Annotated in this window: 21 protein-coding genes and 3 tRNA genes; 21 read left to right on the forward strand and 3 right to left on the reverse strand. The window is 64.1% G+C overall.

The annotated features are described in order from the left end of the window. The 7 genes from ACFOEV_RS12425 to ACFOEV_RS12455 all read left to right on the forward strand — a co-directional run bounded on the left by ACFOEV_RS12425 (window position 1) and on the right by ACFOEV_RS12455 (window position 5,616). Window positions 1–489 (forward strand): regulatory protein RecX, encoded by a 489-nt coding sequence (locus ACFOEV_RS12425; protein ID WP_386774370.1) that lies wholly within the window; start codon window positions 1–3, stop codon window positions 487–489. 189 nt (window positions 490–678) lie between these two features. Then, the gene (alaS, locus tag ACFOEV_RS12430) at window positions 679–3,288 is read left to right on the forward strand and encodes an alanine--tRNA ligase (protein WP_386774372.1); all 2,610 of its coding nucleotides are present in this window, start codon (window positions 679–681) and stop codon (window positions 3,286–3,288) included. Window positions 3,289–3,381: 93 nt separating this feature from the next. Beyond that, window positions 3,382–4,635: an aspartate kinase gene (locus tag ACFOEV_RS12435; protein WP_386774373.1), complete on the forward strand. Its 1,254-nt coding sequence runs from the start codon at window positions 3,382–3,384 to the stop codon at window positions 4,633–4,635. Window positions 4,636–4,836: 201 nt separating this feature from the next. Further along, on the forward strand, window positions 4,837–5,031 hold the full coding sequence (gene csrA / locus ACFOEV_RS12440) for a carbon storage regulator CsrA (protein ID WP_386774375.1): 195 nt from the start codon (window positions 4,837–4,839) through the stop codon (window positions 5,029–5,031). A 190-nt stretch (window positions 5,032–5,221) separates the two neighbouring features. Then, a tRNA-Ser gene (locus ACFOEV_RS12445) sits at window positions 5,222–5,314 on the forward strand. A gap of 40 nt (window positions 5,315–5,354) precedes the next feature. Beyond that, window positions 5,355–5,431, forward strand: a tRNA-Arg gene (locus ACFOEV_RS12450). A 108-nt stretch (window positions 5,432–5,539) separates the two neighbouring features. After that, window positions 5,540–5,616: transfer RNA gene (locus ACFOEV_RS12455), tRNA-Arg, on the forward strand. 169 nt (window positions 5,617–5,785) lie between these two features. Here ACFOEV_RS12455 and ACFOEV_RS12460 read toward each other — a convergent pair. Beyond that, a complete protein-coding gene (locus ACFOEV_RS12460) occupies window positions 5,786–6,763 on the reverse strand; it encodes a tRNA dihydrouridine synthase (protein ID WP_386774377.1) in 978 nt (325 codons plus the stop codon). A 164-nt stretch (window positions 6,764–6,927) separates the two neighbouring features. On the opposite strand from ACFOEV_RS12460, the gene ACFOEV_RS12465 reads away from it, so the two are divergent. The 3 genes from ACFOEV_RS12465 (at window position 6,928) to ACFOEV_RS12475 (ending at window position 10,431) form a co-directional block, all read left to right on the forward strand. Continuing rightward, window positions 6,928–7,185, forward strand: a complete 258-nt coding sequence (locus ACFOEV_RS12465; RefSeq protein WP_386774379.1) for an OadG family protein — start codon at window positions 6,928–6,930, stop codon at window positions 7,183–7,185. A 79-nt stretch (window positions 7,186–7,264) separates the two neighbouring features. Beyond that, window positions 7,265–9,097 (forward strand): sodium-extruding oxaloacetate decarboxylase subunit alpha, encoded by a 1,833-nt coding sequence (oadA, locus tag ACFOEV_RS12470; protein WP_386774381.1) that lies wholly within the window; start codon window positions 7,265–7,267, stop codon window positions 9,095–9,097. Window positions 9,098–9,108: 11 nt separating this feature from the next. Further along, a complete protein-coding gene (locus tag ACFOEV_RS12475) occupies window positions 9,109–10,431 on the forward strand; it encodes a sodium ion-translocating decarboxylase subunit beta (RefSeq protein WP_386774383.1) in 1,323 nt (440 codons plus the stop codon). 63 nt (window positions 10,432–10,494) lie between these two features. On the opposite strand, the gene ACFOEV_RS12480 is transcribed toward ACFOEV_RS12475, so the two are convergent. Then, window positions 10,495–11,109, reverse strand: coding sequence for an IMPACT family protein (locus ACFOEV_RS12480; RefSeq protein WP_386774385.1), 615 nt, complete (start codon window positions 11,107–11,109; stop codon window positions 10,495–10,497). After that, window positions 11,109–11,579 (reverse strand): transcriptional repressor LexA, encoded by a 471-nt coding sequence (gene lexA, locus ACFOEV_RS12485; RefSeq protein WP_386774386.1) that lies wholly within the window; start codon window positions 11,577–11,579, stop codon window positions 11,109–11,111. Before lexA ends, ACFOEV_RS12480 begins: the two co-directional genes overlap by 1 nt. 230 nt (window positions 11,580–11,809) lie before the next feature. Here lexA and ccmA point away from each other — a divergent pair, with 230 nt between their 5' ends. The 11 genes from ccmA (at window position 11,810) to zipA (ending at window position 24,135) form a co-directional block, all read left to right on the forward strand. Further along, complete coding sequence (gene ccmA, locus ACFOEV_RS12490) at window positions 11,810–12,457, forward strand: cytochrome c biogenesis heme-transporting ATPase CcmA (protein ID WP_386774388.1); 648 nt, start codon at window positions 11,810–11,812, stop codon at window positions 12,455–12,457. After that, entirely contained in the window at window positions 12,444–13,160 is a 717-nt protein-coding gene (ccmB, locus tag ACFOEV_RS12495; RefSeq protein WP_386774390.1) for a heme exporter protein CcmB, read from the forward strand. The genes ccmA and ccmB overlap by 14 nt, the downstream gene beginning before the upstream one ends. Before the next feature lie 13 nt (window positions 13,161–13,173). Then, window positions 13,174–13,914 (forward strand): heme ABC transporter permease, encoded by a 741-nt coding sequence (locus tag ACFOEV_RS12500; RefSeq protein ID WP_386774391.1) that lies wholly within the window; start codon window positions 13,174–13,176, stop codon window positions 13,912–13,914. Then, window positions 13,914–14,126, forward strand: coding sequence for a heme exporter protein CcmD (ccmD, locus tag ACFOEV_RS12505; RefSeq protein ID WP_386774393.1), 213 nt, complete (start codon window positions 13,914–13,916; stop codon window positions 14,124–14,126). The genes ACFOEV_RS12500 and ccmD overlap by 1 nt, the downstream gene beginning before the upstream one ends. Beyond that, entirely contained in the window at window positions 14,116–14,595 is a 480-nt protein-coding gene (gene ccmE, locus ACFOEV_RS12510; RefSeq protein ID WP_386774395.1) for a cytochrome c maturation protein CcmE, read from the forward strand. Before ccmD ends, ccmE begins: the two co-directional genes overlap by 11 nt. Window positions 14,596–14,608: 13 nt before the next feature. Further along, the gene (locus tag ACFOEV_RS12515) at window positions 14,609–16,606 is read left to right on the forward strand and encodes a heme lyase CcmF/NrfE family subunit (RefSeq protein ID WP_386774397.1); all 1,998 of its coding nucleotides are present in this window, start codon (window positions 14,609–14,611) and stop codon (window positions 16,604–16,606) included. Next, window positions 16,603–17,133, forward strand: a complete 531-nt coding sequence (locus ACFOEV_RS12520; protein WP_386774399.1) for a DsbE family thiol:disulfide interchange protein — start codon at window positions 16,603–16,605, stop codon at window positions 17,131–17,133. Before ACFOEV_RS12515 ends, ACFOEV_RS12520 begins: the two co-directional genes overlap by 4 nt. Continuing rightward, window positions 17,124–17,594 (forward strand): cytochrome c-type biogenesis protein, encoded by a 471-nt coding sequence (locus ACFOEV_RS12525; protein WP_386774401.1) that lies wholly within the window; start codon window positions 17,124–17,126, stop codon window positions 17,592–17,594. Before ACFOEV_RS12520 ends, ACFOEV_RS12525 begins: the two co-directional genes overlap by 10 nt. Then, window positions 17,591–18,835 carry a c-type cytochrome biogenesis protein CcmI gene (gene ccmI / locus ACFOEV_RS12530; protein WP_386774403.1) on the forward strand — a complete coding sequence of 415 codons (1,245 nt, stop codon included), beginning with the start codon at window positions 17,591–17,593 and terminating at the stop codon, window positions 18,833–18,835. Before ACFOEV_RS12525 ends, ccmI begins: the two co-directional genes overlap by 4 nt. Window positions 18,836–18,837: 2 nt before the next feature. Further along, on the forward strand, window positions 18,838–22,341 hold the full coding sequence (smc, locus tag ACFOEV_RS12535) for a chromosome segregation protein SMC (RefSeq protein WP_386774405.1): 3,504 nt from the start codon (window positions 18,838–18,840) through the stop codon (window positions 22,339–22,341). A gap of 198 nt (window positions 22,342–22,539) precedes the next feature. Further along, window positions 22,540–24,135, forward strand: a complete 1,596-nt coding sequence (gene zipA, locus ACFOEV_RS12540; protein WP_386774407.1) for a cell division protein ZipA — start codon at window positions 22,540–22,542, stop codon at window positions 24,133–24,135. Window positions 24,136–24,314 lie beyond the last annotated feature (179 nt).

Below are 24,314 nucleotides of genomic sequence, written 5' to 3' on the forward strand. Positions count from 1 at the left end.
ATGTTCGGTCGCCGACCTGATCGCGACGCCTCGCGTGAGGCGTCGCCCCATGACGATGCCGTTCGGCTGTTGGCCCGACGCGAGTATTCGCGTGCCGAGCTGGAAGCGCGGCTGGCGGCCAAGGGCCACGCCGTGGCAGAGATCGCCACCTGCCTCGATGCCTTGCTCGAGCAGGGCCTGCAGTCCGATGCACGCTTTGCCGAGAGCTTTATCCGCTCGCGAGTGTCACGTGGCCAGGGGCCGGTGAAGATCCGTGCCGAGCTAGGCAACCGGGGCGTCTCGCGGGAGCTGGTCGGCGCGGCCCTCGCCGAGTGTGAGGCCAGCGAGTCGCTCGACTGGTACGAGCTGGCCTGCCAGGCGTTGACCCGGCGCTATGCCGGTCCCGCAGACTCGCCTCGTGAGCGCGCGCGTCGCGAGCGCTTCCTGGCCGGACGCGGTTTCGACTTCGATCAGGTGCAGCATGCCCTGGCCCATGCCTGGGACAGTTGACCGATCCCCCATCCTACCGCTTCTCCCTGGCGCATTACCGGCCCCACTGAAAGTTCCTTGACGACTGCGTTATAATAATCGCCCTTGCGACGACACCGGGCGGCGCCAGGCCTGCCATGCCGGGTCGGCTCCGCCGAGTTGGCAGCCGCCTGCCCGTAGCGTCATCACGCTTATCGCCATGGATTACCTATGAAAAGCGCAGATATCAGACAGGCCTTTCTGACCTTCTTCGAGGAGCAGGGGCATACCATCGTGCCGTCCAGCTCGCTGGTGCCGGACAACGATCCGACCCTGCTGTTCACCAATGCCGGCATGGTGCCGTTCAAGGATGTCTTTCTGGGCCGCGACCCGCGCCCGTACGTGCGTGCCACCTCGGCGCAGCGTTGCGTGCGCGCCGGTGGCAAGCACAACGACCTGGACAACGTCGGCTATACCGCGCGCCACCACACCTTCTTCGAGATGCTGGGCAACTTCAGTTTCGGCGACTATTTCAAGCGTGATGCCATTCGCTTCGCCTGGGACTTCCTCACCGAGCGCCTGGGGCTGCCGGCCGAGAAGCTGTGGGTCACGGTGCACGTCAGCGACGATGAAGCCGAGCGTATCTGGAAGGACGAGATTGGTGTCGACCCGGCGCGCTTCTCCAAGCTCGACGAGGACAACTTCTGGCAGATGGGCGATACCGGCCCCTGTGGGCCGAGTTCGGAGATCTTCTTCGACCATGGCCCCGAGGTGTGGGGTGGTCCCCCCGGTAGCCCCGAGGAAGACGGCGACCGCTATATCGAGATCTGGAACCTGGTGTTCATGCAGTTCGATCGCGATGCCGGCGGTAACCTGAATCCCTTGCCCAAGCCATCGATCGATACCGGCATGGGGCTGGAGCGTGTCGCTGCCGTGCTGCAGGGGGTGCATTCCAACTACGAGATCGACCTGTTCCAGAATCTGCTGGCCGCCGCCGCCGAGGCCACCGGTCATGCCGATACCACCACGCCGTCGCTGCGTGTGATCGCCGACCATATTCGTTCGTGTGCTTTCCTGATCGTCGACGGTGTGCTGCCGTCCAATGAAGGCCGTGGCTACGTGTTGCGTCGCATCATCCGCCGTGCCATTCGCCACGGTCACAAACTGGGCGCTAGCGAGCCGTTCTTCCACAAGCTGGTGGCGGCGCTGGATGCCGAGATGGGCGAGGCCTATCCCGAGCTGCGCCGCGCCCGCAGCCAGATCGAGAGGGTGCTGGCCAAGGAAGAGGAGCAGTTCGCACGTACCCTGGATCACGGCATGGGCCTGCTGGAAGCGGCACTGGGCGAACTCGATGGCGATGTGCTGCCGGGTGAGACGGTGTTCAAGCTCTACGATACCTATGGCTTCCCGTTCGACCTGACCGCCGACGTCTGCCGCGAGCGTGGTGTGACCCTCGACGAGACGGGCTTCCAGCGCGAACTGGAGGCACAGCGTGAGCGCGCCCGCGCCGCGAGCCAGTTCGGTGCCGACTATGCGGCGGCGCTGGAGCTCGAGGGCGAAACCACCTTCACCGGCTACGACCGGCTGGAGGACCGTGCCAAGGTGATCGCGCTGGTCGACGGCGAAGGCAATCCGCTGGCGGCGCTGGAGGAAGGCCAGAAAGGCGTGGTGGTGCTCGATCGCACGCCCTTCTATGGCGAATCCGGGGGGCAGGTCGGCGATACCGGCTACCTGTATGTCGACGGAGGCCGTTTCCAGGTTACCGACACCCAGAAGCAGGGCGGCCACCACTTGCATCACGGGCTCGTGGTCGACGGCCGTCTCGAGGTCGGCGCCGCGGTCACCCCGCAGGTCGATGCCAGCCTGCGTGCCGCCACGGTGCGCAACCACTCGGCCACCCACCTGCTGCACAAGGCGCTGAAGATGGTGCTGGGCGAGCATGTCCAGCAGAAGGGCTCGCTGGTCAGCGCCGAACGCCTGCGCTTCGACTTCAGCCACTTCGAGGCCATGACGCCGGCCCAACTGGTCGAGGTGGAGGCCATCGTCAATGCCCAGATCCTCGAGAACGCGGAAACGCGCATCGAACACATGAGCCTCGACGAGGCCAAGGCCAAGGGGGCGGCGGCGCTGTTCGAGGCCAAGTACGCCGATGACGTGCGCGTGTTGACCATCGGCGCCGACGATTTCTCCATCGAGCTATGTGGCGGAACTCACGTCAAGCGCAGCGGCGACATCGGTTGCTTCCATATCGTTTCCGAGACCGGCATCGCCGCCGGCGTGCGACGCATCGAAGCCATCACCGGCGAGGCGGCGCTGGCCTACTTCCGTGAGCAGGAGGCGCGTCTCGCGCGTGTCGGCGATCGCCTCAAGGCCAAGCCCGAGCAGGTCGAAGGCCGTGTCGAGGCGCTCGTCGAGCGCAACCGCAATCTGGAGAAGGAACTCGAGCGTCTCAAGGCCAAGCTGGCCAGCGCCGCCGGTAGCGACATGCTCAGCGAAGCCCGCGAGGTGGCCGGTGTCAAGTTGCTGGCCAAGCAACTCGAAGGCGTCTCCGGCAAGGAGTTGCGCAACGTCATGGACCAGCTCAAGAATAAGCTCGGTTCCGGCATCGTGGTGCTGGGGGTGGCCGATAACCAGGCCGGCAAGGTCAACCTGATCGCCGGCGTCACCGATGACCTGACCGGCCGTATTCGTGCCGGTGAGTTGGTCAATCACGTGGCGGCTCAGGTCGGTGGCAAGGGTGGCGGGCGTGCCGACATGGCCCAGGCCGGCGGCAGCGATGCCGCGGCGCTACCCCAGGCACTCGCCAGTGTGCCGGACTGGGTCGAGGCGCAGCTCAACTGATTGCTTTCGGGCCGGTTGGCAGGCATGCCCCGGCCCATTTAGTTTCTCATCCACCCGTTCGGCCGAGGGTCGAACCTAACCAGGGCAATTCCTATGGCGCTATACGTACAGAAATTCGGTGGCACCTCGGTGGGCTCGGTGGAGCGCATCAAGGCCGTGGCCGAGAAGGTCAAACGCTTTCGCGACGACGGCCACCAGATCGTGGTGGTGGTCTCGGCAATGAGCGGCGAGACCAACCGCCTGATCGACCTGGCCAGCCAGATCAACGACGAGCCAACCCCGCGGGAGATGGACATGCTGGTGTCCACCGGCGAGCAGGTGACCATTTCGCTGCTGGCCATGGCCCTGCACAAGCTGGGGGTGGCAGCGACGTCCTATACCGGCGCCCAGGTCGGCATCCAGACCGATAGCGCCCATACCAAGGCGCGCATCCAGCGTATCGAGACCGATGACCTGCGAGCCGACCTGGACGATGGTCAGGTGGTCGTGGTGGCCGGGTTCCAGGGCGTCGACGAGGACGGCAATATCACCACCCTCGGCCGTGGCGGCTCGGATACCACCGGGGTGGCGCTGGCGGCGGCGCTCAACGCCGACGAATGCCAGATCTATACCGACGTCGACGGCGTCTATACCACCGACCCGCGTGTCTGCACCAAGGCGCGGCGCCTGGAGTCGATCACCGTCGAGGAAATGCTCGAATTGGCCAGTCTCGGCTCCAAGGTGCTGCAGATTCGCGCCGTGGAATTCGCCGGCAAATACAATGTGGCGCTGCGTGTGCTGTCCAGCTTCGAGGATGGCCCTGGCACCCTGATCGTCGCTGACACAGATGAAGAAGAGGACTCCATGGAAGAACCGCTGATCTCCGGTATCGCTTTCACCGCCAACGAGGCCAAGCTGACCCTGCTCAACACGCCGGACGTACCGGGTGTCGCCTCGCGTATTCTCGGCCCGATCGCCGATGCCAACATCGAAGTCGACATGATCGTGCAGAATGTGGCGCCGGTCGGCGATTACACCGACTTCACCTTTACCGTCGCCAAGGGCGACTACAAGCAGACCATGAGGATCCTCCAGGAGCAGGTGATCCCTGCTTTGGGTGGCGGTGAACTGCGCGGCGACGACAATATCGCCAAGGTTTCACTGGTGGGCGTGGGCATGCGCTCGCATGCCGGAGTGGCGTCGAAAATGTTTCGTGTGCTGGCCGACGAGAACATCAATATCCGCATGGTTTCCACCTCGGAAATCAAGATCTCGGTAGTGATCGACGAGAAGCACATGGAGCTCGCAGTACGGGCGTTGCATCGAGCCTTTGGCCTGGACAAGAGCGATATCGAAGCTGAAGAATAAAGGAACTTGCAATGCGCTGTCAGGTTCTACGCTTTAGGGAAGTTGTCTGAATGCTCGTTTGACATTGTTTGAACAAGAACATCGGGTGTCATGGAGCCGACGCATTTGGCCGTTGGGCATGCATGTCGCATAATGCGCTGTCGCATCGCTCAATGTTGCCATGCGCATCCCGTTGCTAGAAGTCTGAGAAGGAGATCAGCCATGCTCATCCTGACCCGCCGAGTCGGCGAAACCCTGATGATCGGTGACGATATCACCGTGACCGTATTGGGAGTGAAGGGGAATCAAGTCCGAATCGGTGTCAATGCGCCAAAAGATGTCGCCGTGCATCGCGAAGAGATCTATCAGCGCATTCAACGTGAAAAGTCCGAAGGGGGTGAGGGGTCTCAGGCATGATGTACGCTTGAGATTGCCAGGAGTCCGCCGTGTGGGTCGGTTGGGCGATGGTGCCTGGCCGGCTTTTTTGCGGCATGACCGTTGCCCGTCACCGGTATGCTGAGTCTGGGTGGTGGATTGCAGCAGAAAGTTATCGCGGACGTTGGACAATGGCCTTCTGAAACGGTAACATACGCGCCGTGTTGATGAGGGAGAGATGGCCGAGTGGCTGAAGGCGCTCCCCTGCTAAGGGAGTATGGGGTTTATAGCCCCATCGAGGGTTCGAATCCCTCTCTCTCCGCCATTCTTCATCGCTGAATGGCTCGTCGACACAGTGAAGACAAGCGCCCGTAGCTCAGCTGGATAGAGTACCTGACTACGAATCAGGTGGTCGGAGGTTCGAATCCTCCCGGGCGCGCCATCTTCATGCTGACGAAAGCCCGCCAAGATTTCGTTCAGTTCTGCATTGGCGAAAGGTGTGGTACCGGCTCATCGTGAACCGGGTTCATGGCCTTCGTTGCTGTCGTTTGCGCCCGTAGCTCAGCTGGATAGAGTACCTGACTACGAATCAGGTGGTCGGAGGTTCGAATCCTCCCGGGCGCGCCAGATATCGACCCGTCCTTGATCAAGGGCGGGTTTTCTGTCTCCTGGTCCTGTATGGACCACTGCCGATCATCTGCTAGCCGAGCCGGCTATGTCCCTGGAATGGGGCGTTGGGCTGGCTCAGCGGTCGTTTAAGGCGCCGTCTCGCGACTGGCGCCTTCTTTTTGCCTGTCTAATCGGTGACGAGTGCGGCCTGGGCGCCGAGACGGTGTCCCGGGCTCGACGCCGATCGCAGGCCATCGAGAAAGGCATCGAGTTCGGTCAGGCGACGCAGTGCCTGGAAGCGTCGTACCGCTTCAGCGTCTCGTGCACGCATGTGATTCAACCATTGTTTAAGTAGCGAAATCACCACGCGATCGGGAAGTATGTTACGTTGCAATGCAGCATAGGCGGTCAGGATCTCGGCGCGTGCTTCCCAGGGAGTGCCGGCAAGGCGCTGCCCTGTTCGTTGCCAATGGCGAATGCGTGGAGCCAGCCAGGGATCGGCAAGCGCGCCACGGCCGAGCATGACGTCATCGCAGCCGGACAGGGTGCGTGCCTTCCAGTAGTCTTCGAGGCACCAGATATCGCCATTGGCGATCACGGGGATGGACAGGTGGCGGCGTATCCGGCCGATCCACTCCCAATGTGCCGGGGGGCGATAGCCTTCGTCGCGGGTGCGTGCGTGGACGACCAGCTGGGCGGCACCGCCGTCCTCCGCGGCACGGGCACAGTCCAGCGCCAGGCGGCGGTGGGCGAAGCCCAGGCGGATCTTGGCGGTCACGGGGATGGCGCTGTCGATGGCACGATGAACGGCGGCGACGGCACATTGTACCCTGGCCGGGTCGCGCAACAATGAAGCGCCGCCGTCATGGCGGTTGACCAGTTTGGCCGGGCAGCCGAAATTGAGGTCCAGGCTCACGGCACCCAGTGCCAGGGCTTGCCGGGCATTGGCGGCGAGTGCCTCGGGGTCCGAGCCGAGCAGTTGCAAGTGCACCGGGATGCCGCTGGGAGTCGCCACTTGGTCGTGGGCGAGTTCCGGGCAATGCTTGAGGAATACGCGCGACGGCAGGCGCGCATCGACCACGCGCACGAATTCGGTCACCGTCCAGTCAAAACCAGGGGTGGCAGTCAACAGGGCGCGGGTGTGGGCGTCGATCACGCCTTCCATGGGCGCTAGGCCGATGCGGCCTTTATGTAGTAAATTAACAACCTGTCGATCAACCATGGTGTCATTGCAATACGGGAAAATTCAGGCAGGTTATTGTACCAGCCAAAAAGTGCTTACAGGGCAGGTTATCGCCGCTGTAGGGCAGAGTAAGGGGATAGAATCATATGCTGGATACTGAGCTGCTAGAGGAAGGCCTGTACCTGATGGTCTTCGGTATGGGCTTCGTCTTCGTCTTTCTGACCGTGCTGGTGATCGCCACGACCGCGATGTCGAAAACGGTCGGGCGCCTGGTGCCGGAGCCGGCCAAGGATGAGGACGACGATACGCTCAGGCGCCCTCCAACACCGACACAGGGCGGTGACGAGCTGATGGCGGTGATCAGCACCGCCGTGCACCGTTATCGCCAGCGACATCGTCGCTGAGCCGGACCTCCAGGGCACTGGTTCGCCGGACGCCCCTGAGTCATGCATTTCAGAGTCATAGAGCAATAAGGATAAGGTCATGAGTGAGACCAAACGTCCGCTGGGCATCACCGATGTGGTGCTACGAGACGCACACCAATCGCTGTTCGCCACCCGCATGCGTCTCGAGGACATGCTGCCGATCGCCGACAAGCTCGACCGCGTCGGTTTCTGGTCGGTGGAATCCTGGGGTGGAGCCACCTTCGATGCCTGTATCCGTTATCTCGGCGAAGACCCTTGGGCGCGCATCCGTGCCCTGAAGGAGGCCATGCCCAACACGCGTCAGCAGATGTTGCTGCGTGCCCAGAACCTGCTGGGCTACCGCCACTATGCCGACGATGTGGTCGACAAGTTCGTCGAGCGTGCCCGCACCAACGGGGTCGATGTGTTCCGTGTCTTCGATGCGATGAACGATCCGCGCAACCTGGAGCACCCCATCCGGGCGGTCATCGCCCAGGGCGGCCATGCTCAGGGGGCGATCTCGTACACGGTCAGCCCGGTGCATACCATTGAAGGCTGGGTGGACCTGGCCAAGCGGCTCGAGGACATGGGCGCCCATTCGGTGGCGATCAAGGACATGGCCGGCCTGCTGACGCCCTACACGGCCTTCGATCTGGTGTCGCGACTCAAGAAGTCCTTGTCGATCCCCGTGCACATGCAGTGCCATGCCACCACTGGCATGTCCACGGCAACGGCGGTGAAGGCGGTCGAGGCGGGGATCGACAACGTCGACACGGCCATTTCCTCGATGTCGATGACCTATGGGCACAGTCCCACCGAGTCGGTGGTCGCGATCCTCAAGGAAACCGATCGCGACACCGGGCTCGATCTCGAGTTGCTCGAGGAAATCGCTGCCTATTTCCGCGAAGTGCGCAAGAAGTACGCCGCTTTCGAAGGCTCGCTCAAGGGCATCGACTCGCGCATCCTGGTTGCCCAGGTGCCGGGCGGCATGCTCACCAACATGGAAGGCCAGCTCAAGGAGCAGGGCGCCGGTGACAAGCTCGACGATGTGCTCGCCGAGATCCCCAGGGTGCGCGAGGACCTGGGCTTCATTCCCCTGGTCACGCCGACCTCGCAGATCGTCGGTACCCAGGCGGTGATGAACGTGATGATGGGCGAGCGTTACAAGTCGATCTCCAAGGAGGTCCAGGCGCTGCTCAAGGGGGAATACGGTGCCGCCCCGTCCACCTTCAACAAGGAGCTGCAGGCGCGGGTACTGGAAGGGAAGGAGCCGATCACCTGCCGTCCGGCGGACCTGCTCGAGCCGGAGATGGAGCGTCTGCGCGAGGAGCTGCGGACCAAGGCTCGTGAGGAGGGCATTCGTCTGGAACAGGGCGAGCGCGAGATCGACGATGTCCTGACCTACGCGCTATTCCCGCAGATCGGGTTGAAATTCCTCAAGAACCGCGACAACCCCGACGTCTTCGAGCCGGCCCCGCAGGCGCCGGAGAACAATGGCCAGGCCAACAACCTGCCGGCACAGGCCGGGGCCAATGCGCCGGCAACGGCGGCGGCATCCGGTCCCGAAACCTATACCGTCACCGTCAACGGCAACCAGTATGTGGTCGAGGTCGCCGAAGGCGGTGAGATCGGCCAGGTGCAGCAGCAAGGGGCTGGTCAACCGGCTGCTCCCGCCGCTACCGAGCGTGCGCCCGCATCCACTGGGGAGAGGATCGCGGCACCGCTGGCCGGCAATATCTTCAAGGTCAACGTCGGGCCGGGTGGCAGCGTCGCCGAAGGCGACGTGGTGATCATCCTCGAGGCCATGAAGATGGAGACCGAGGTGCGTGCCGCCTCTGCCGGCACCGTCTCCGAGGTCAGAGTCAAGGAAGGCGACAGCGTATCGGTCGGCGATACGCTGATCGTCCTCTAAGGGACGCGATAATGGAAAAATTGCTGACTCTGTGGTACGGCTCGGGGCTCTACAACCTGAGCCTCGGCCAAGCGGGGATGCTCGTCGTTGGCCTGGTGTTGTTGTACCTGGCCATTCACAAGAAGTTCGAACCCCTGTTGCTGGTGCCGATCGGCTTCGGCGGCATCCTGGCCAACATTCCCGAGGCCGGGCTGGCGCTGTCGGCCGCCGAGCAGGCGGCACACCTGGCCCGCCCCGAGGTGCTCGGGCAACTGGGCGGTGCCTTGGGGTTGAGCGCCGATCCCGCGTCAGGGCTGGATGCCTGGCGTCATGCGATCGGCGAGGCGTTGCACGGCGACCTCTCGCCCGAGCAACTGCGCCATGCCAACGATCTCGCCATGGACGCCGGTTACACCCACGGCATGCTGTATCACTTCTACAGCGTGGCGATCGCCTCTGGCATCGCGCCGTTGGTGATCTTCATGGGCGTCGGGGCGATGACCGACTTCGGTCCGCTGCTGGCCAACCCGCGCACCCTGTTCCTGGGCGCGGCGGCACAGTTCGGTATCTTCGCCACCTTGGTCGGGGCAGTGGGTCTCTCGGCGATCGGGGTCATGGACTTCTCGCTCAATCAGGCGGCGGCGATCGGCATCATCGGCGGGGCCGACGGGCCGACCTCGATCTATGTGTCGAGCATCCTGGCGCCGGAATTGTTGGGGGCCATTGCCGTGGCGTCCTACTCCTATATGGCGCTGGTGCCCTTGATCCAGCCGCCGATCATGCGCGCCCTGACCACCGCCAAGGAGCGTCAGATCGTCATGACGCAACTGCGCCCGGTGCCGAAGCTGGAGAAAATCTGCTTCCCGCTGGTGCTGTTGATCCTGGTGGTGCTGTTCCTGCCGGATGCCGCGCCGCTGTTGGGGATGTTCGCCTTCGGCAACCTGATGCGCGAGTGCGGGGTGGTCGAGCGCCTGTCGGATACCGCCCAGAACGCCCTGATCAACATCGTGACCATCTTTCTGGGGCTTTCGGTGGGCTCCAAGCTGGTCGCCGACCGCTTCCTGGCGTTGGAAACGCTGGGCATCCTGGGGCTGGGGATCGTGGCTTTCGCCATCGGTACCGCCTGCGGTGTGTTGATGGCCAAGCTGATGAACTCCGTCAGCAAGATGCCGATCAACCCCCTGATCGGCTCGGCCGGCGTCTCGGCGGTGCCGATGGCGGCGCGAGTCTCCAACAAGATCGGCCTGGAGTACAATCAGCACAACTTCCTGCTGATGCATGCCATGGGGCCCAATGTGGCCGGCGTGATCGGCTCGGCGGTGGCCGCCGGGGTGATGATCAAGTACCTGGGATAAGAGACTCGACAGCGAAACGACCACGGCGCCCGATCGGGCGCCGTGGTCGTGAGTGGGGCAGGCTCAATCGAGCGTTTTCAGGCGTCCCTTGAGCCGCGCCTCCAGCGGTTCGAAGTCCTTGGCAGCGTGCTGTGGCCAGCCCACGGTGAGAATCACGCCATCGGCACCGTAGTCGGCGTGCTCGACGGGGACGTCCTGGCTGGCAAGCCAGGCACGGGCTTCCGCTTCGCCGGCGAAGTCGAGCTTCAACCGCAGTGGGGTTCGGGGGGTGAAGTCGCGGGTCGGCAAGTGTTCCAGGGCCTGGGCGACCGCCTGTGAATAGGCGCGGGCGAGGCCGCCGGTGCCGAGCTTGGTGCCGCCGAAATAGCGAATCACCACACAGCCGATCTGCCCCAGCCCCGAGCCATCGAGCACCTGATACATGGGGCGGCCGGCGGTCCCGCCGGGTTCACCATCGTCCGAGAAGCCGATGGCCTGCTGCTCGCCCGGCGGGCCGGCGATAAAGGCACTGCAATGGTGGCTGGCGCCAGGGTGGGCCTGGCGTGCCGCGGCCAGTAGTGCTTCGAAGGCAGGCGGCTCCGGCGCACGACAGACCCAGGTGATGAAGCGGCTTTTCTCCACCTCCAGCTCGCTTTCCCGCCATTCGCCGGTGGGGAGGTCGGGGATCGCGTAGGGCATCAGGCGGCGCTGGCGGGTTGTCGCATCACGCCCATCACCAGCCCGAGCACCTGGATGTCGTCGTTCTTTAGATAGATGGGAGGCATACTTTCGTTGGCGGGTTGCAGACGCACGCCGGATTTCTCGATATACAGTTTCTTGAGGGTGACTTCCTGGCTGTTGATCATCACCACCGCGGTTTCGCCGTTCTCGGCGCTCTCCTGGCGCTCGATGATGATCACGTCGCCGTCGTGGATATTGCAGTCGATCATCGAGTCGCCGCACACCCGCAGGGCATAGGTGTTGCGCCTTACCATGCGCGAGGGGATATAGACGCTGGCCTGGTCGGGGCAGGCCTCGATCGGCAAGCCGGCGGAGACGCGACCGAGCAGGGGCACTTCGATCAGGTCGGTGGCGTCGATCTCTTCCCAGGCATCCGTCAGTGGCAGGTTGGCCAGGCGGTGCAGATAGTGCGGGGCGGTGTGCGGCATTGATTGTTCTCCCTTTCAGGCGGCGAGGCGCATGGGGACCTGTTGATATTTACAGCACTTGTCGCATCATAGCAAGCGTCTGGCCGCTGGCAAGCGAGAGCGACGTAAGGTTTGGGCCTGAGCCACGACAAAAGTGTCTCACTGCGACCGGCTGACGCAGCCTGGAGCGCTGGCGAGCCGCGGCCTTTCCATGTAAAGTGCCGGGCGGATTACCCGGCTTGGAGAATGCGGTGACCTTCCGCCTGGAGGCACGACGCCTGGCGTGTGAGCGCGACGATCGCTGGCTGTTCCGCGATCTGGATCTCGCGGTCGAGGCCGGCGAGATCGTGCGCATCGAAGGCCCCAATGGTAGCGGCAAGACCACCCTGCTGAAGATCCTTTCGGGGCAACTGGCCGACTATCAGGGCGAACTCTTCTGGTGTGGGGCGCCCATGCGCCAGGTGCGCGGCGACTTTCTCGCCAACCTGCTTTATATGGGACATGCTCCCGGCGTCAAGGCGGCGTTGTCGCCACTGGAGAATCTGGCCTGGTACCAGGCGCTGGCCGGCGAAGTCGGCAGCGAAGCCGCGCGCATGGCGGCGCTGGCTGCCGTGGGGCTGAGCGGGTTCGAGGACATCCCTGCCGCGCAACTGTCGGCGGGACAGCAGCGCCGCATCGCCCTGGCCAGGCTGGAATTGATCGAACGCCCCATGTGGGTGCTCGACGAGCCGTTCACCGCCATCGATCGCGATGGCGTTGCCGAGCTGGAACAGCGGCTGCTGGCGCATGCTCGGCGAGGAGGTAGCGTATTGCTGACCACGCATCATGACCTGGCACCCCTGGGCGAGTTACGACGCATTCGCCTGGGCCGGGGAGCGGTACATCATGCAGGCCAGTGAAGCGATGAGGGCAATTGAACCCAGGGGCGGGCTCGGGGTCGCAATAGCGGCCACCATCCGGCGCGACCTGATCCTGATGCTGCGACGGCGCAGCGAGATCATGAATCCCTTGGTCTTCTTCGCGCTGGTGATCACGCTCTTCCCGCTGGGCATCTCCCCGGATCCTGCACTACTGGCGTCGATCGCCCCGGGCCTGTTGTGGGTGGCGGCGCTGCTGGCCACATTGCTGTCACTCGATTCCCTGTTTCGTGCCGACTTCGATGATGGCTGCCTCGAGCAGCTGTTGCTGGCGCCACAGCCGCTTCCGGCCATGGTGCTGGCCAAGGTGGCGGTACATTGGCTGTTGACCGGCTTGCCGCTGGCACTGATGGCGCCATTGCTGGGCCTGATGCTGGCACTGCCGGTGGGCAGTTATCTGATCCTGGCGCTGTCGCTGGCACTGGGGAGTGCCAGTCTGAGCCTGATCGGCGCCATCGGCGCGGCCTTGACGGTGGGGCTCGCCCGCGGTGGCGTATTATTGTCGCTGTTGGTGCTGCCGCTTTACATTCCGGTACTGATCTTCGGTGCCGGGGCAGTGCAGGCGGCGATCCTCGGCGACGGAGTGGCGGCGCATCTGGCAATTCTCGGCGCCTTGCTGGCGGTGGCTCTGATGCTGGCGCCCTGGGCCATCGCCGCCGCGCTGCGCATCAGTATCAACGGTTGAGAGGTAGTGGGTCATGTGGGCCTTCATTCATAAGCTCGGCTCCCCCAAGTGGTTCTATGGCATCAGCGCCCGGCTGCAGCCCTGGTTCTGGGTCGCGGCCGCTTTGCTGATCCTGGTGGGGAGCGTCTGGGGCCTGGCCTTCGCTCCCGCCGATTACCAGCAGGGCAACAGTTTCCGTATCATCTATGTGCACGTGCCGGCGGCTTTCCTGGCCCAGTCGATCTTCGTCAGCCTGGCGGTGGCCGCGGTGATCTTCATGGTGTGGAAGATCAAGATCGCCGATATGGCAGCGGCGGTGATGGCGCCGCTGGGTGCGGCGATGACCTTCATCGCCCTGTTTTCCGGCGCGGTATGGGGAATGCCGACCTGGGGCACCTGGTGGATGTGGGACGCCCGCCTGACATCGATGCTGATCCTGTTGTTCCTGTACTTCGGCGTGATCGCCCTGCGTGGCGCCTTCGCCAGCCGTGACAGCGGCTCCCGGGCGGCGTCGGTACTGGCCATGGTCGGGGTCATCAATATCCCGATCATCAAGTATTCCGTCGACTGGTGGTACACCCTGCATCAGCCGGCGAGCTTCAGCATCACCTCGCGGCCCGCGATGCCGGCCGAGATGTGGTGGCCGCTGCTATTGATGGTGCTGGGCTTCTACAGCTTCTTCATCGCCCTGACGCTGATGCGCACCCGCAGCGAGATACTGCGCCGCGAGTCGAGCAAGCGCTGGGTGCGTGAGCTGGCCGGGGAGGGACGTTGATGGCGTTCGAATCCCTACAGCAATTCTTCGAGATGGGTGGGCATGCGCGTTTCGTCTGGTCGGCCTGGGGCATGACTGCCGTATTGCTGGTGGCCTGTGTGGTCCATGCCCGCCATGAGCGCCGGCGCCTGTTACGAGATCTTCGCCGACTGGCGCGCCGTGAACGCCGGGTCGAAAGCGACATGCCGAGGACCGATAGCGATGACGCCTAAACGCAAACAGAAACTTTTCATCGTCCTGGGGGTGATGGCCTTGGCGGCGATCGCGGTGGGGCTTACGCTGTATGCCTTGCGTGCCAATATCAACCTGTTCTTCAGCCCGATTCAGATCGCCGCCGGCGAAGCCCCCATCGAGCGGCAGATCCGCGCCGGCGGGATGGTCAAGGAAGGCAGCGTCTCGCGCAACCCCGACAGTCTCGACGTCGAGTTCGTCATCACCGACTTCGTCGAGGACGTGGAAGTCCACTACAGCGGCATCCTGCCGGACCTGTTCCGTGAAGGGCAGGGCGTGGTGGTGATCGGTCAGTTGAACGAAGATGGTCGGTTCCAGGCCGACCAGGTGATGGCCAAGCATGACGAGAACTACATGCCCAGCGAAGTCGCCGAGGCCCTGAAGGCGTCGGGATACTCGCCGTCCGATTATGGCGAGCGAAACAGTGGCGCGAAGGCCGACGCCTACTAGCCCGGAGTTGCCCATGCTGATCAAGATGATTCCCGAAATCGGCCACTTTGCCCTGGTGATCGCGTTGCTGATGGCGGTCGTTCAGGCGACCATGCCGTTGGCCGGGGCCGCCACGCGTCGCCCGCTGTGGATGGCCTTCGCGCGGCCCATGGCGGCCGGTCAGTTCCTGTTCGTGGCCACCGCCTATGCGTGCCTGACCCTGAGCTACCTGCTCGACGACTTCAGCGTGGCCACTGTCGCCAACAACTCCAATTCCATGCTGCCCTGGTACTACAAGTTCAGTGCCGTGTGGGGCAACCATGAAGGCTCGGTGCTGTTGTGGATCCTGATGCTGGCCGGGTGGGGCTTCGCCGCCAGCCGTCTCTCGCACAACCTGCCCGTGGACATGATCGCCCGGGTGCTGGGTGTGATGGGCATGGTGTCGGTTGGCTTCCTGGCGTTCATCCTGGTCACCTCCAACCCCTTCGAACGCTTGTTGCCGTCGATTCCCCAGGACGGGGCCGATCTCAACCCGCTGCTGCAGGACTTCGGCCTGATCATCCACCCGCCGATGCTATACATGGGCTATGTGGGGTTCTCGGTGGTGTTCGCCTTCGCCATCGCGGCCCTGCTGGGCGGGCGCCTGGATGCCGCCTGGACGCGCTGGGCACGGCCCTGGACCAATATCGCCTGGGCCTTCCTCACGGTGGGAATCGCGCTCGGCAGCTGGTGGGCCTACTACGAGCTGGGCTGGGGCGGCTGGTGGTTCTGGGACCCGGTGGAGAATGCCTCGTTGCTGCCCTGGCTCGCCGGCACGGCGCTGATCCACTCGCTGGCGGTGACCGAAAAGCGCGGTTCGTTCAAGAGCTGGACGGTGTTGCTGGCGATCACGACCTTCTCGCTATCGCTGCTGGGAACCTTCCTGGTGCGCTCCGGTGTACTGACGTCGGTGCACGCCTTCGCCAACGATCCGTCACGGGGGCTGTTCATCCTGGCCCTGCTGGGCGCCACCGTAGGTCTGTCGCTGCTGATTTTCGCCCTGCGCGCGCCCCGCGTGCGTCACGCCGTGGCCTTCAGCTGGGTATCGCGGGATGCCTTGCTGCTGATCAATAACATCCTGCTGGTGATCATGACCGTCACCGTGCTGCTGGGGACCGTCTATCCGTTGCTTCTCGACGCGCTGGGGCTGGGCAAGATCAGCGTGGGACCGCCTTACTTCAATGCCCTGTTCGTGCCCTTGACCGCGATGCTGTGCGTGTTCATGGGGCTTGGCCCCAATGCCCGCTGGAAACTCATGTCGGGACGTGAGTTGTTGCGGCGCCTGGCGCTGGCGGGGGCCACGGCGCTGGTGATCGGCAGCATCGTGCCGCTGGTGTATGGCGGCGAGTGGAACCTGTGGGTGACGTTGGGGCTGGTAATCGCCTTGTGGATCGTGCTGTCGCTGGTGAGCGATCTGCTCGACAAGACGCGCCAGGCGCCGTCGCGGCTGGCCGGGCTGAAGCGCTTGTCGCTGGCCCATTGGGGCATGGTCCTCGGGCATCTGGGGCTGGCGGTGACCATCGTCGGGGTGACCGTGGTCTCCCACTACAACGTCGAGCGCAATGTGCGCATGGCGCCGGGGGACAGCGTGCAGGTCGCCGGCTACACCTTCACCATGACCGAACTGCGCAATCGACGTGGCCCCAACTTCCTGGCCGATACCGCCACCATCCGGGTCAACCGTGACGGCAGTGCTCGCTCCTTCACCATGGCACCCGAGAAGCGGCTGTATCTCGCCCGGGGCATGCCGATGACGGATGTGGCGCTGCGCCCCGGCCTGTTCCGTGACCTCTATGTCGCCATGGGCGAAGACCTGGGGGATGGCTCCTGGGCCCTGCGCATCCAGTACAAACCCTTCGTGCGCTGGCTATGGTTGGGTGCCCTGCTGATGGCCGCCGGTGGCCTGTTGGCGGTGGCCGATCGCCGCTATCGTCTCAAGCGCACTCGGGAGGCACCGCAGTCGGCGCCCCTGTCGCGTGAGGTATCGGCATGAAACGACGGCTACTGTTACTCGTGCCCCTGGTGGGCTTTCTGCTGTTGTCGGGGTTCCTCTACATGGGCCTGTCGCTGGATCCCTTCCAGCGCGATTCCGCGTTGCTGGCCCGCGACTTCCCGGCCTTCTCGCTATCGACCCTCGACGACCCCGAGGCGCGGGTCGACGAGTCGCTGTTCAAGGGTGGCGAGGTCACGCTGGTCAACGTGTGGGGCGAATGGTGCCCAACCTGCAAGCAGGAGATGCCGCAACTGCTCGATCTGGCCGAACGTGGCGTGCGCCTGGTGGGTGTCGACTACAAGGACACCCGTGACAAGGGCCGTGAATTTCTCGATGAGTTCGGGAATCCCTTCGAGGTCAATATCTTCGATCCCGAAGGCGATCTGGGCTTCGAGCTCGGGGTGTATGGGGCGCCGGAAACCTTCCTGGTCGATGGCGATGGCGTGATTCGCTATCACCACACCGGCTATATCACGCCCGAAGACGTGAACGACACCATCATGCCGGAGGTGGAAAAATGGCAATGAGCTGGCGTGGACTGGCCGTCCTGGGTCTGTTGTTGATATCCGGCCTGGTCGTCGCTGCGGTGGAAGTCCACGAGTTCGATGACTCGGTCATGGAGCAGCGCTATCACGATCTGACCACCACGCTGCGCTGCCCCAAGTGCGAGAACCAGGCCATTGGCGATTCCAACTCGCCGGTCGCCAAGGACATGCGCGAGCGGGTGGACATGTTGCTGCGTGAGGGACGCTCCGACCGCGAGATCCAGGATTACATGGTCGCCCGCTTTGGCGATTATGTGCTCTACAATCCCCGCCTTGAGGGGCGCACCTGGTTACTGTGGGGGCTGCCGGCGATACTGGTACTCGTCGGCGCCGTGCTGGTGGTTCTGATCGTACGCTCTCGTCGTCGGGCCTCGGCACGCCAGTTGAGTGCCGAGGAACGTACCCGGCTGGATGCCCTGATCAATCGCAAGGGGACCGAATGACGTTACTCTGGGTAGCCTTTGGCCTGCTGCTGTTACCGGCATTGTGGTTGCTGGTGATGCCGCTGCGCACCGCCGGCACAGTGCACGCCGCCCAACGGGACTTCGAGGCCGATGATCGCACCGCTCAGCAGAACGTGGCGGTTTACCGCCGGCGCCTGGCTTCCCTGGAGGCGGCTCTGGAGCGTGGTGAGATCGACCGGGGGCGCTTCGACGAGGATCGCCTGGACCTCGAGCGCAGCCTGCTCGAGGACACCGAAGGGCTGCAGCGTCGTCCGCTCAAGTCACCGACGGCGGGGCGTGTGGCCGTGCCGGTGGTGGTGCTGGGGGTCGTGGTAGCCAGCGTGCTGTGGTATCAGCACCAGGGTGCCGAAGGCGACCTGGCGCTGCATGCCATTCAGCAAGAGGTGCTCAACCAGCCCGATGGGTCCTTGTCGATGATGGTCGAACGCCTCGAGGAGGAGGCCGTTCGCCAGCCCGACAACCCCAATGTCTGGATGGCCTTGTTCCCCCTTTACCGTGACAGCAATCAGGGCGGGAAGGCCATCGAAGCGCTCGAGCGTCTGATCGAGTTGGAGGGTCGCCAGCCCGCCCTGCTGGCGCAATTGGCGCAGATCCGGTTCTTCGTCGCCAACCGCACGCTGACCGACGAGGTGCAGGCACTGGTCGACGAAACCCTCGAGCGGGACCCGCGTCAGCCCACCGTGCTTGGCATGCTGGGGATCCACGCCTTCGACCGTGCCCGCTACGAAGAGGCCATCGACTACTGGCGGCGTGCCATCGCCGGCTTCGACGACCCCGGCTCGGCAGCGGCGCTGCGCGAGGGCATCGCCGTGGCGCAGCAACGCCTGGGCGTGCCGCCCGACGAGCTCGAGACGGCGTCGTCTCAAGGGCCCGGCATCCGCGTGCGGATCACTCTCGACGAGGCGCTGCGTGACCAGGTCAGCGAGGATGCCACCGTGTTCGTGGTGGCGCGCGACCTGCAAGGCGAACTACCGCCGCTGGCGGTGACCCGGGCGCAAGTCGCGGAACTGCCGTTGACGGTGACGCTCGATGACACCAGCGCCATGAGCGATCGGGCACGCCTGTCCCAGGTCGATGAGGCCCGTGTGGTCGTGCGTGTCTCTGCCAGTGGCCAGGCCACGCCCCAGGCCGGCGATCTGTTCGGCGACCGTGACGCGGTGGCGGTGGGTGATACCGACGGCGAGCCCGTCGACGTGGTCATCGACAGGGTTGTCGAATAGCCGTGCGTCTCAAGTCCATCAAGCTGGTCGGCTTCAAGTCCTTCGTCGACCCGGTCACGGTGCCTTTCGATGGCAATATGACGGCCATCGTCGGGCCCAATGGCTGTGGCAAATCCAACGTCATCGACGCCGTGCGCTGGGTGATGGGCGAGTCGTCGGCCAAGACCCTGCGTGGCGAATCGATGACCGATGTCATCTTCAACGGCTCCACCGGCCGCAAGCCGGTGGGCCAGGCATCGATCGAACTGCTGTTCGACAACCGCGACGGCAGCATGGGTGGTCCTTATGCCCAGTACGCCGAGATCGCCGTCAAACGCCTGGTCACGCGCGACAGCCAGTCCAGCTACTTCTTCAATGGCCAGAAGTGTCGCCGCCGCGATATCGCCGACCTGTTCCTGGGCACCGGCCTGGGCCCGCGCTCCTACGCCATCATCGGCCAGGGCATGATCTCGCGGCTGATCGAGGCGCGCCCCGAGGACCTGCGCGCCACGCTCGAGGAAGCCGCCGGCATCTCCAAATACAAGGAGCGCCGCCGCGAGACCGAGAACCGCATGCGCCGCACCCAGGAGAACCTGGAGCGTCTCGACGACATCCGTGAGGAACTCGACAAGCAGCTCGAACGCCTCAAGCGTCAGGCGGAAGCGGCCAAGCGCTACCAGACCCTGAAACAGGAGGAATACCGACTCAAGGGCGAGCTGGCGCTGTTGCGCGCCCGTGCCCTGCGCGCCCAGCAGGACGAGCAGGAGAGCCGCGTCCGCGATCGGGAAACCCAGGTCGAGCGCGAGATTCTCGGTCAACGCCAGTGCGAGACGCGCCTCGAGGAGGCCCGCATCGAGCACGATCGCCTGGCCGAACAACTCGAGGCGCATCAGGCACGCTTCTATGACACCACCGCGACGATCGCCCGTCTCGAGCAGAGCCTGGAGCACGCGCGCACCCGCGACCAGCAACTCGCCCGCGACCTGGAAAGCGTGCGCCGTGAACTGGCCGAGCTCGACCAACTCGGTGAGGCGGATGGGGAACGCCTCCAGGCACTCGATGCGCGCCTCGAGACGCTGGGGCCGGAGCAGGAGGAAATCGCCGAGTCGCTGGCCCAGCTCGAGGAGGCCCTCGAGGAGGCCGAGGCAGTCGACGCCGAGACCGGCGAGCGCTGGAATGCCTTCAGTGACGCCCTGCGTCAGGCCAGTCATGATGCCGAGCGTGCCCAGGATCAGGTGAAGAGCCTCGAACAGGCGCTCGAATCGCTGGCCGCCGAAGACCAGCGGCGTCGCCAGCAGCGACAGGAGCTTCCCGATGTCAGCGAACTGCGCGAACAGCGTGGCGAATTGACCGAGCGACTGGCCGAACTCGGGTTGGCACGCGAGACGCTGGAGGCGCGTTGCGACACTCTTCTCGAACGACGCCAGACCGCTCAGGAGGAGATGGCGGCCAGCGAACGGGCCCGCGAAGACGATCGTCAGACGCGCAGCAGCCTACAGGGCGAACTGGCCTCGCTGGATGCCCTGATCCAGGCCGGCCTGGCCGACAACGACGAGGCCCTGGAAGCGCATCTGCGCAGCCATGGCCTGCAGCAGGCACCGCGGCTGGGGGAACGGCTGGAGGTCGAGGCCGGCTGGGAGGGCGTCGTGTCCTGGGTGCTCTCGCCTTGGCTCAATGCACGCCTCGTTCCGCTCGCCACCGCTCACGACGCGTTGGCAACGCTGGCGGCCGGCGAGTTGCCATTGGTCGAAGGCGCGGAACCGGATATCGTTGCCTACGATGACGCGAGCCTGGCGGCGCGAGTTCGGGGCGGCGGCGTGGCGGCCGCCTTGCTGGCCGGCATTCATTGTGCCGACTCCCCGGCTGCCGCCTGGGCCAAGCAGGCCGAGTTGACGCCCGGCGAGAGTGTGATCACCGCCGATGGGCTGTGGCTGGGACGTGGCTGGGCGCGCCGTCGAGGGGCGACCGAGGCCGCCGATAGCCTGCTCGTCAGCCGGCGGCGGCGTGACGAGGTGGCGCTGGAACTCGACCATACCGAGACCCGGTTGGCCACGCATGAAGATCGGCTGGAGACCGCCAAGGCGCACATCCAGGAGATTGAAGCGGCCCTCGAACAGTGCCGGCAGGAAGAGCGCGACCTGGACCGGCAGCGACAGCAGCTCGCCTTGCAGGAAGGCAACCTGGCCACGCGACTCGAGCATCTCGACAGCCGGGCCCGGGAACTCGACGAGGAACTCGCCCGCCTTGACGCACAACGCGAGGACCGGGCCATGGCGTTGGAAGCGGCACGCGATCGCTGGCAGGCGGCCATGGCCACGTTGGAAGACAGCACCTTGCAGCGCGATGCCCTGGAAAGCGAACGGCGGAGCGCCCAGGAGCGCCTGGCCAGCCTGCGCAGTCGTCAGCGGCCATTGGCCGACCAGGCACAGCAACTGGCACTGGAGCATCAGCGCCTGACCACCGAGCGTGCCGGGCTGGCGCAGCAGCAAGGGCGTGCCGACCAGTCGCGCGAACGGCTCGAGGAGAAGTGCGCCGAACTCGAGGAAAGCCGCGAGAGACTGCGTGAGCCCGAAGAGGACGATCGCGAACGTCTCGACGAGCTGCTGCACCGCCGTGCCGAGGAAGAGCAGGCACTGAATGCCTGCCGCGACCAGGCAACCGGCCTTGCCGAGCAGTTGCGCAACGATGAACTGGCGCGTCAGGGCCATGAGCGCAATCTGGAGGCGATTCGCGAGCGCCTGCAGGAGGAGCGCATGCAGGTGCAGGCCCTGAAACTCAAGGCCGATGTTCAGGACGAACACCTCGCGGAGCTGGGCCACGATGCCTCGCGGCTGGCGGACGCGCTGGATCCCAATGCCACCGAGTCGGCCTGGCAAACGCGTCTGGAAGAGCTCGCCGACAAGATTCGTCGCCTGGGAGCGATCAACCTGGCGGCCATCGAGGAATACGATCAGCAAGCCGAGCGACGCGACTATCTCGAAGCCCAGCATGCCGAATTGAGCGAAGCGCTGGAGACTCTCGATCGGGCGATTCGCAAGATTGACCAGGAAACACGGACGCGTTTCAAGCAGACCTTCGATCAGGTCGATGCCGGCCTACAGACGCTTTTCCCCAAGGTTTTCGGAGGGGGAACTGCATGGTTGACGCTTACCGGCGAGGATTTACTGGAAACCGGTGTCGCCATCATGGCACGCCCGCCGGGCAAGAAGAACAGCACCATTCATCTTCTCTCGGGGGGAGAAAAAGCGTTGACCGCGTTGTCACTGGTATTTGCCATCTTTCAACTCAATCCAGCACCGTTCTGCATGCTCGATGAAGTCGATGCTCCGCTCGATGATGCTAATGTTGGCCGCTACGCCAAGCTGGTGAAGGAGATGTCGGAAACGGTGCAATTTATCTTTATCACCCACAACAAGATTGCCATGGAGGCGGCCGAACGTCTGATGGGGGTGACCATGCAGGAACCAGGAGTGTCGCGCCTGGTCTCAGTGGGGGTTGAAGAGGCCGCGGTACTGGCTGAGGCCTGAACGACTTGCACAAAATCGTTAAACGGGTTACCAAGGAAGGATATCAATGAAGGTCGGGGACAATAGAAGGGTGGTTGCGCTAGGGCCAAGTGAAAACTTGACATTCAAAAAAAGTGGCCCTTTTTTTGGTAATCGCGCTATGCTGGTGACGTACAACTTATTCAGGCATGGCGCCTTAGCAAACAGGCAAGACGACCCATGGAACTAAGAGAGTGGCTGATCATCCTGGGGCTGGCTCTGGTGACCATCATCGTGATCGATGGTGTTCGTCGCCTGCAACGCCAGCGTCGAGTGCCCCGACTCGATCAGGTCGACAACGACGCGACCGGCTCGGGCAAGGGGGAAGTGGCGGATCCCGAGCAGGCAGCTCGCGAGGCCGAGGTCAACTGGGAATTACCCAATGGAGGGGCGCGTGTCGTCAAGCCCGCCTCTTATAGTAGTACGGCCGAGTCCAAGCCCAAGCCCAAACTGCAGCGGCAGGAACATCCTGGGCCGTCCAAGGTGCTGGCCAACTGGCGCAACCATCAGGAGCGGACCTCGACGGTGAAGCCGGAGCGTCCGCGGTCCGAGGCGGAGACGAAGCCAGCGAACCCCTCACACGCGACGAGCGAAGCCCGTCAGGCGTCGCGTTCCGAGTCGCCGGCCGCGGCCTCGGCTGCCAGCAATACGGCGACTGCTCCCCGGGAAGATGATGTCCGTCGGGAAGCGTCCGTTGCGGCGAACGAACGGCCGGCAGCGTCCAGCGACGCCTCGTCCGAGCAGCACGAGACGAGACCCAAGCGTAACGAGCCGACGCTCTCGGCTCTCGATGATGAGCCGGAGCGCGATTCCGAGGTTGCCGGCCTTGCGGCCGACCCCGAGGACCACGACGAGGCCGAGCGCTATCGTCTCGTCGATCTCGAAGGCATGGGCGACTCCTTGAAGTCCGGTTCCGCGCGCATGGGCGCCTCGGTCCAGCGTTTCGGTGCCTCGCTGCAGAAGAACTTTGCCGAGCGCAAGGCGCAACGCAAGAAGGACAAGCTCAAGCGTGAGCAGGAAAAGGTCGAGCGTCAGGCGCGCGAGGCCAGTCGTCGGCAGCAAGCCAAGGCCGAACGCGAGGCGCGCGAAGCCGAAAAACGGCAGCGGGAGAAGGAACGCTCGCTGGTCGAAGATGATTATGATGATCCGCTGTTCGCTCCGCCGCGTGCAGCGGCGCCGGATGAAGCGGCCGCAATGGAGCGGGAGACGGCCGATAGCGGTGACGCTTCCTTGGACTATCAACCGCAACCCGTGGTGACGCCGCATCCGGTGGTCGAGAAGGCGTTGCGCAATGATGTCAGTGCCCAACATGCGCGTGATACCCTGAGCCATGCCGAGGAAGTGATCGTCATCAGCGTGATGTCGCGCGACGAAGAGGGCTTCTCCGGGGCGGCACTGCTCGACCTGATGCTGGCCTGTGGGCTGCGCTACAGCAGCGAGATGGGTATCTTCCACCGGTTCGAGACCGAGGATCCGGAAAGCGAATTGCAGTTTTCCATGGTCAATGTCGTCAAGCCCGGGATCTTCCCGCTCGAAGCGATGGACGAGTTCACCACGCCGGGCATCACCCTGTTGATGCCTCTTCCCGGCGCTACCGACACGGCTGCCGCCTTCGAGGCGATGGTCGAGACGGCCATGGTCGTGGTGCGCCACCTGGGCGGTGAACTCAAGGACGAGAACCACAGTGTGATGACCGCACAAACCGTGGAATTCGCCCGCCAGCGAGTCCAGGAGTTCGAGCGGCGTCACCGCCTGCATCGCTACCAGGCGAATTAGCCATAAGCTATGAGCTGTAAGCCGTAAGTTTGAAGAGGTAACAACAACCCCGTGAGAGATCACGGGGTTGTTTTGTTGATAGACTTCGATCCAATGATTGGTTTCGAGCTTCGAGCTTCGAGCTTCGAGCTTCGAGCTTCGAGCTTCGAGCTTCGAGCTTCGAGCTTCGAGCCTTTATG

Source organism: Litchfieldella rifensis (genome assembly GCF_042646605.1).
Taxonomy (GTDB): Bacteria; Pseudomonadota; Gammaproteobacteria; order Pseudomonadales; family Halomonadaceae; genus Litchfieldella; species Litchfieldella rifensis.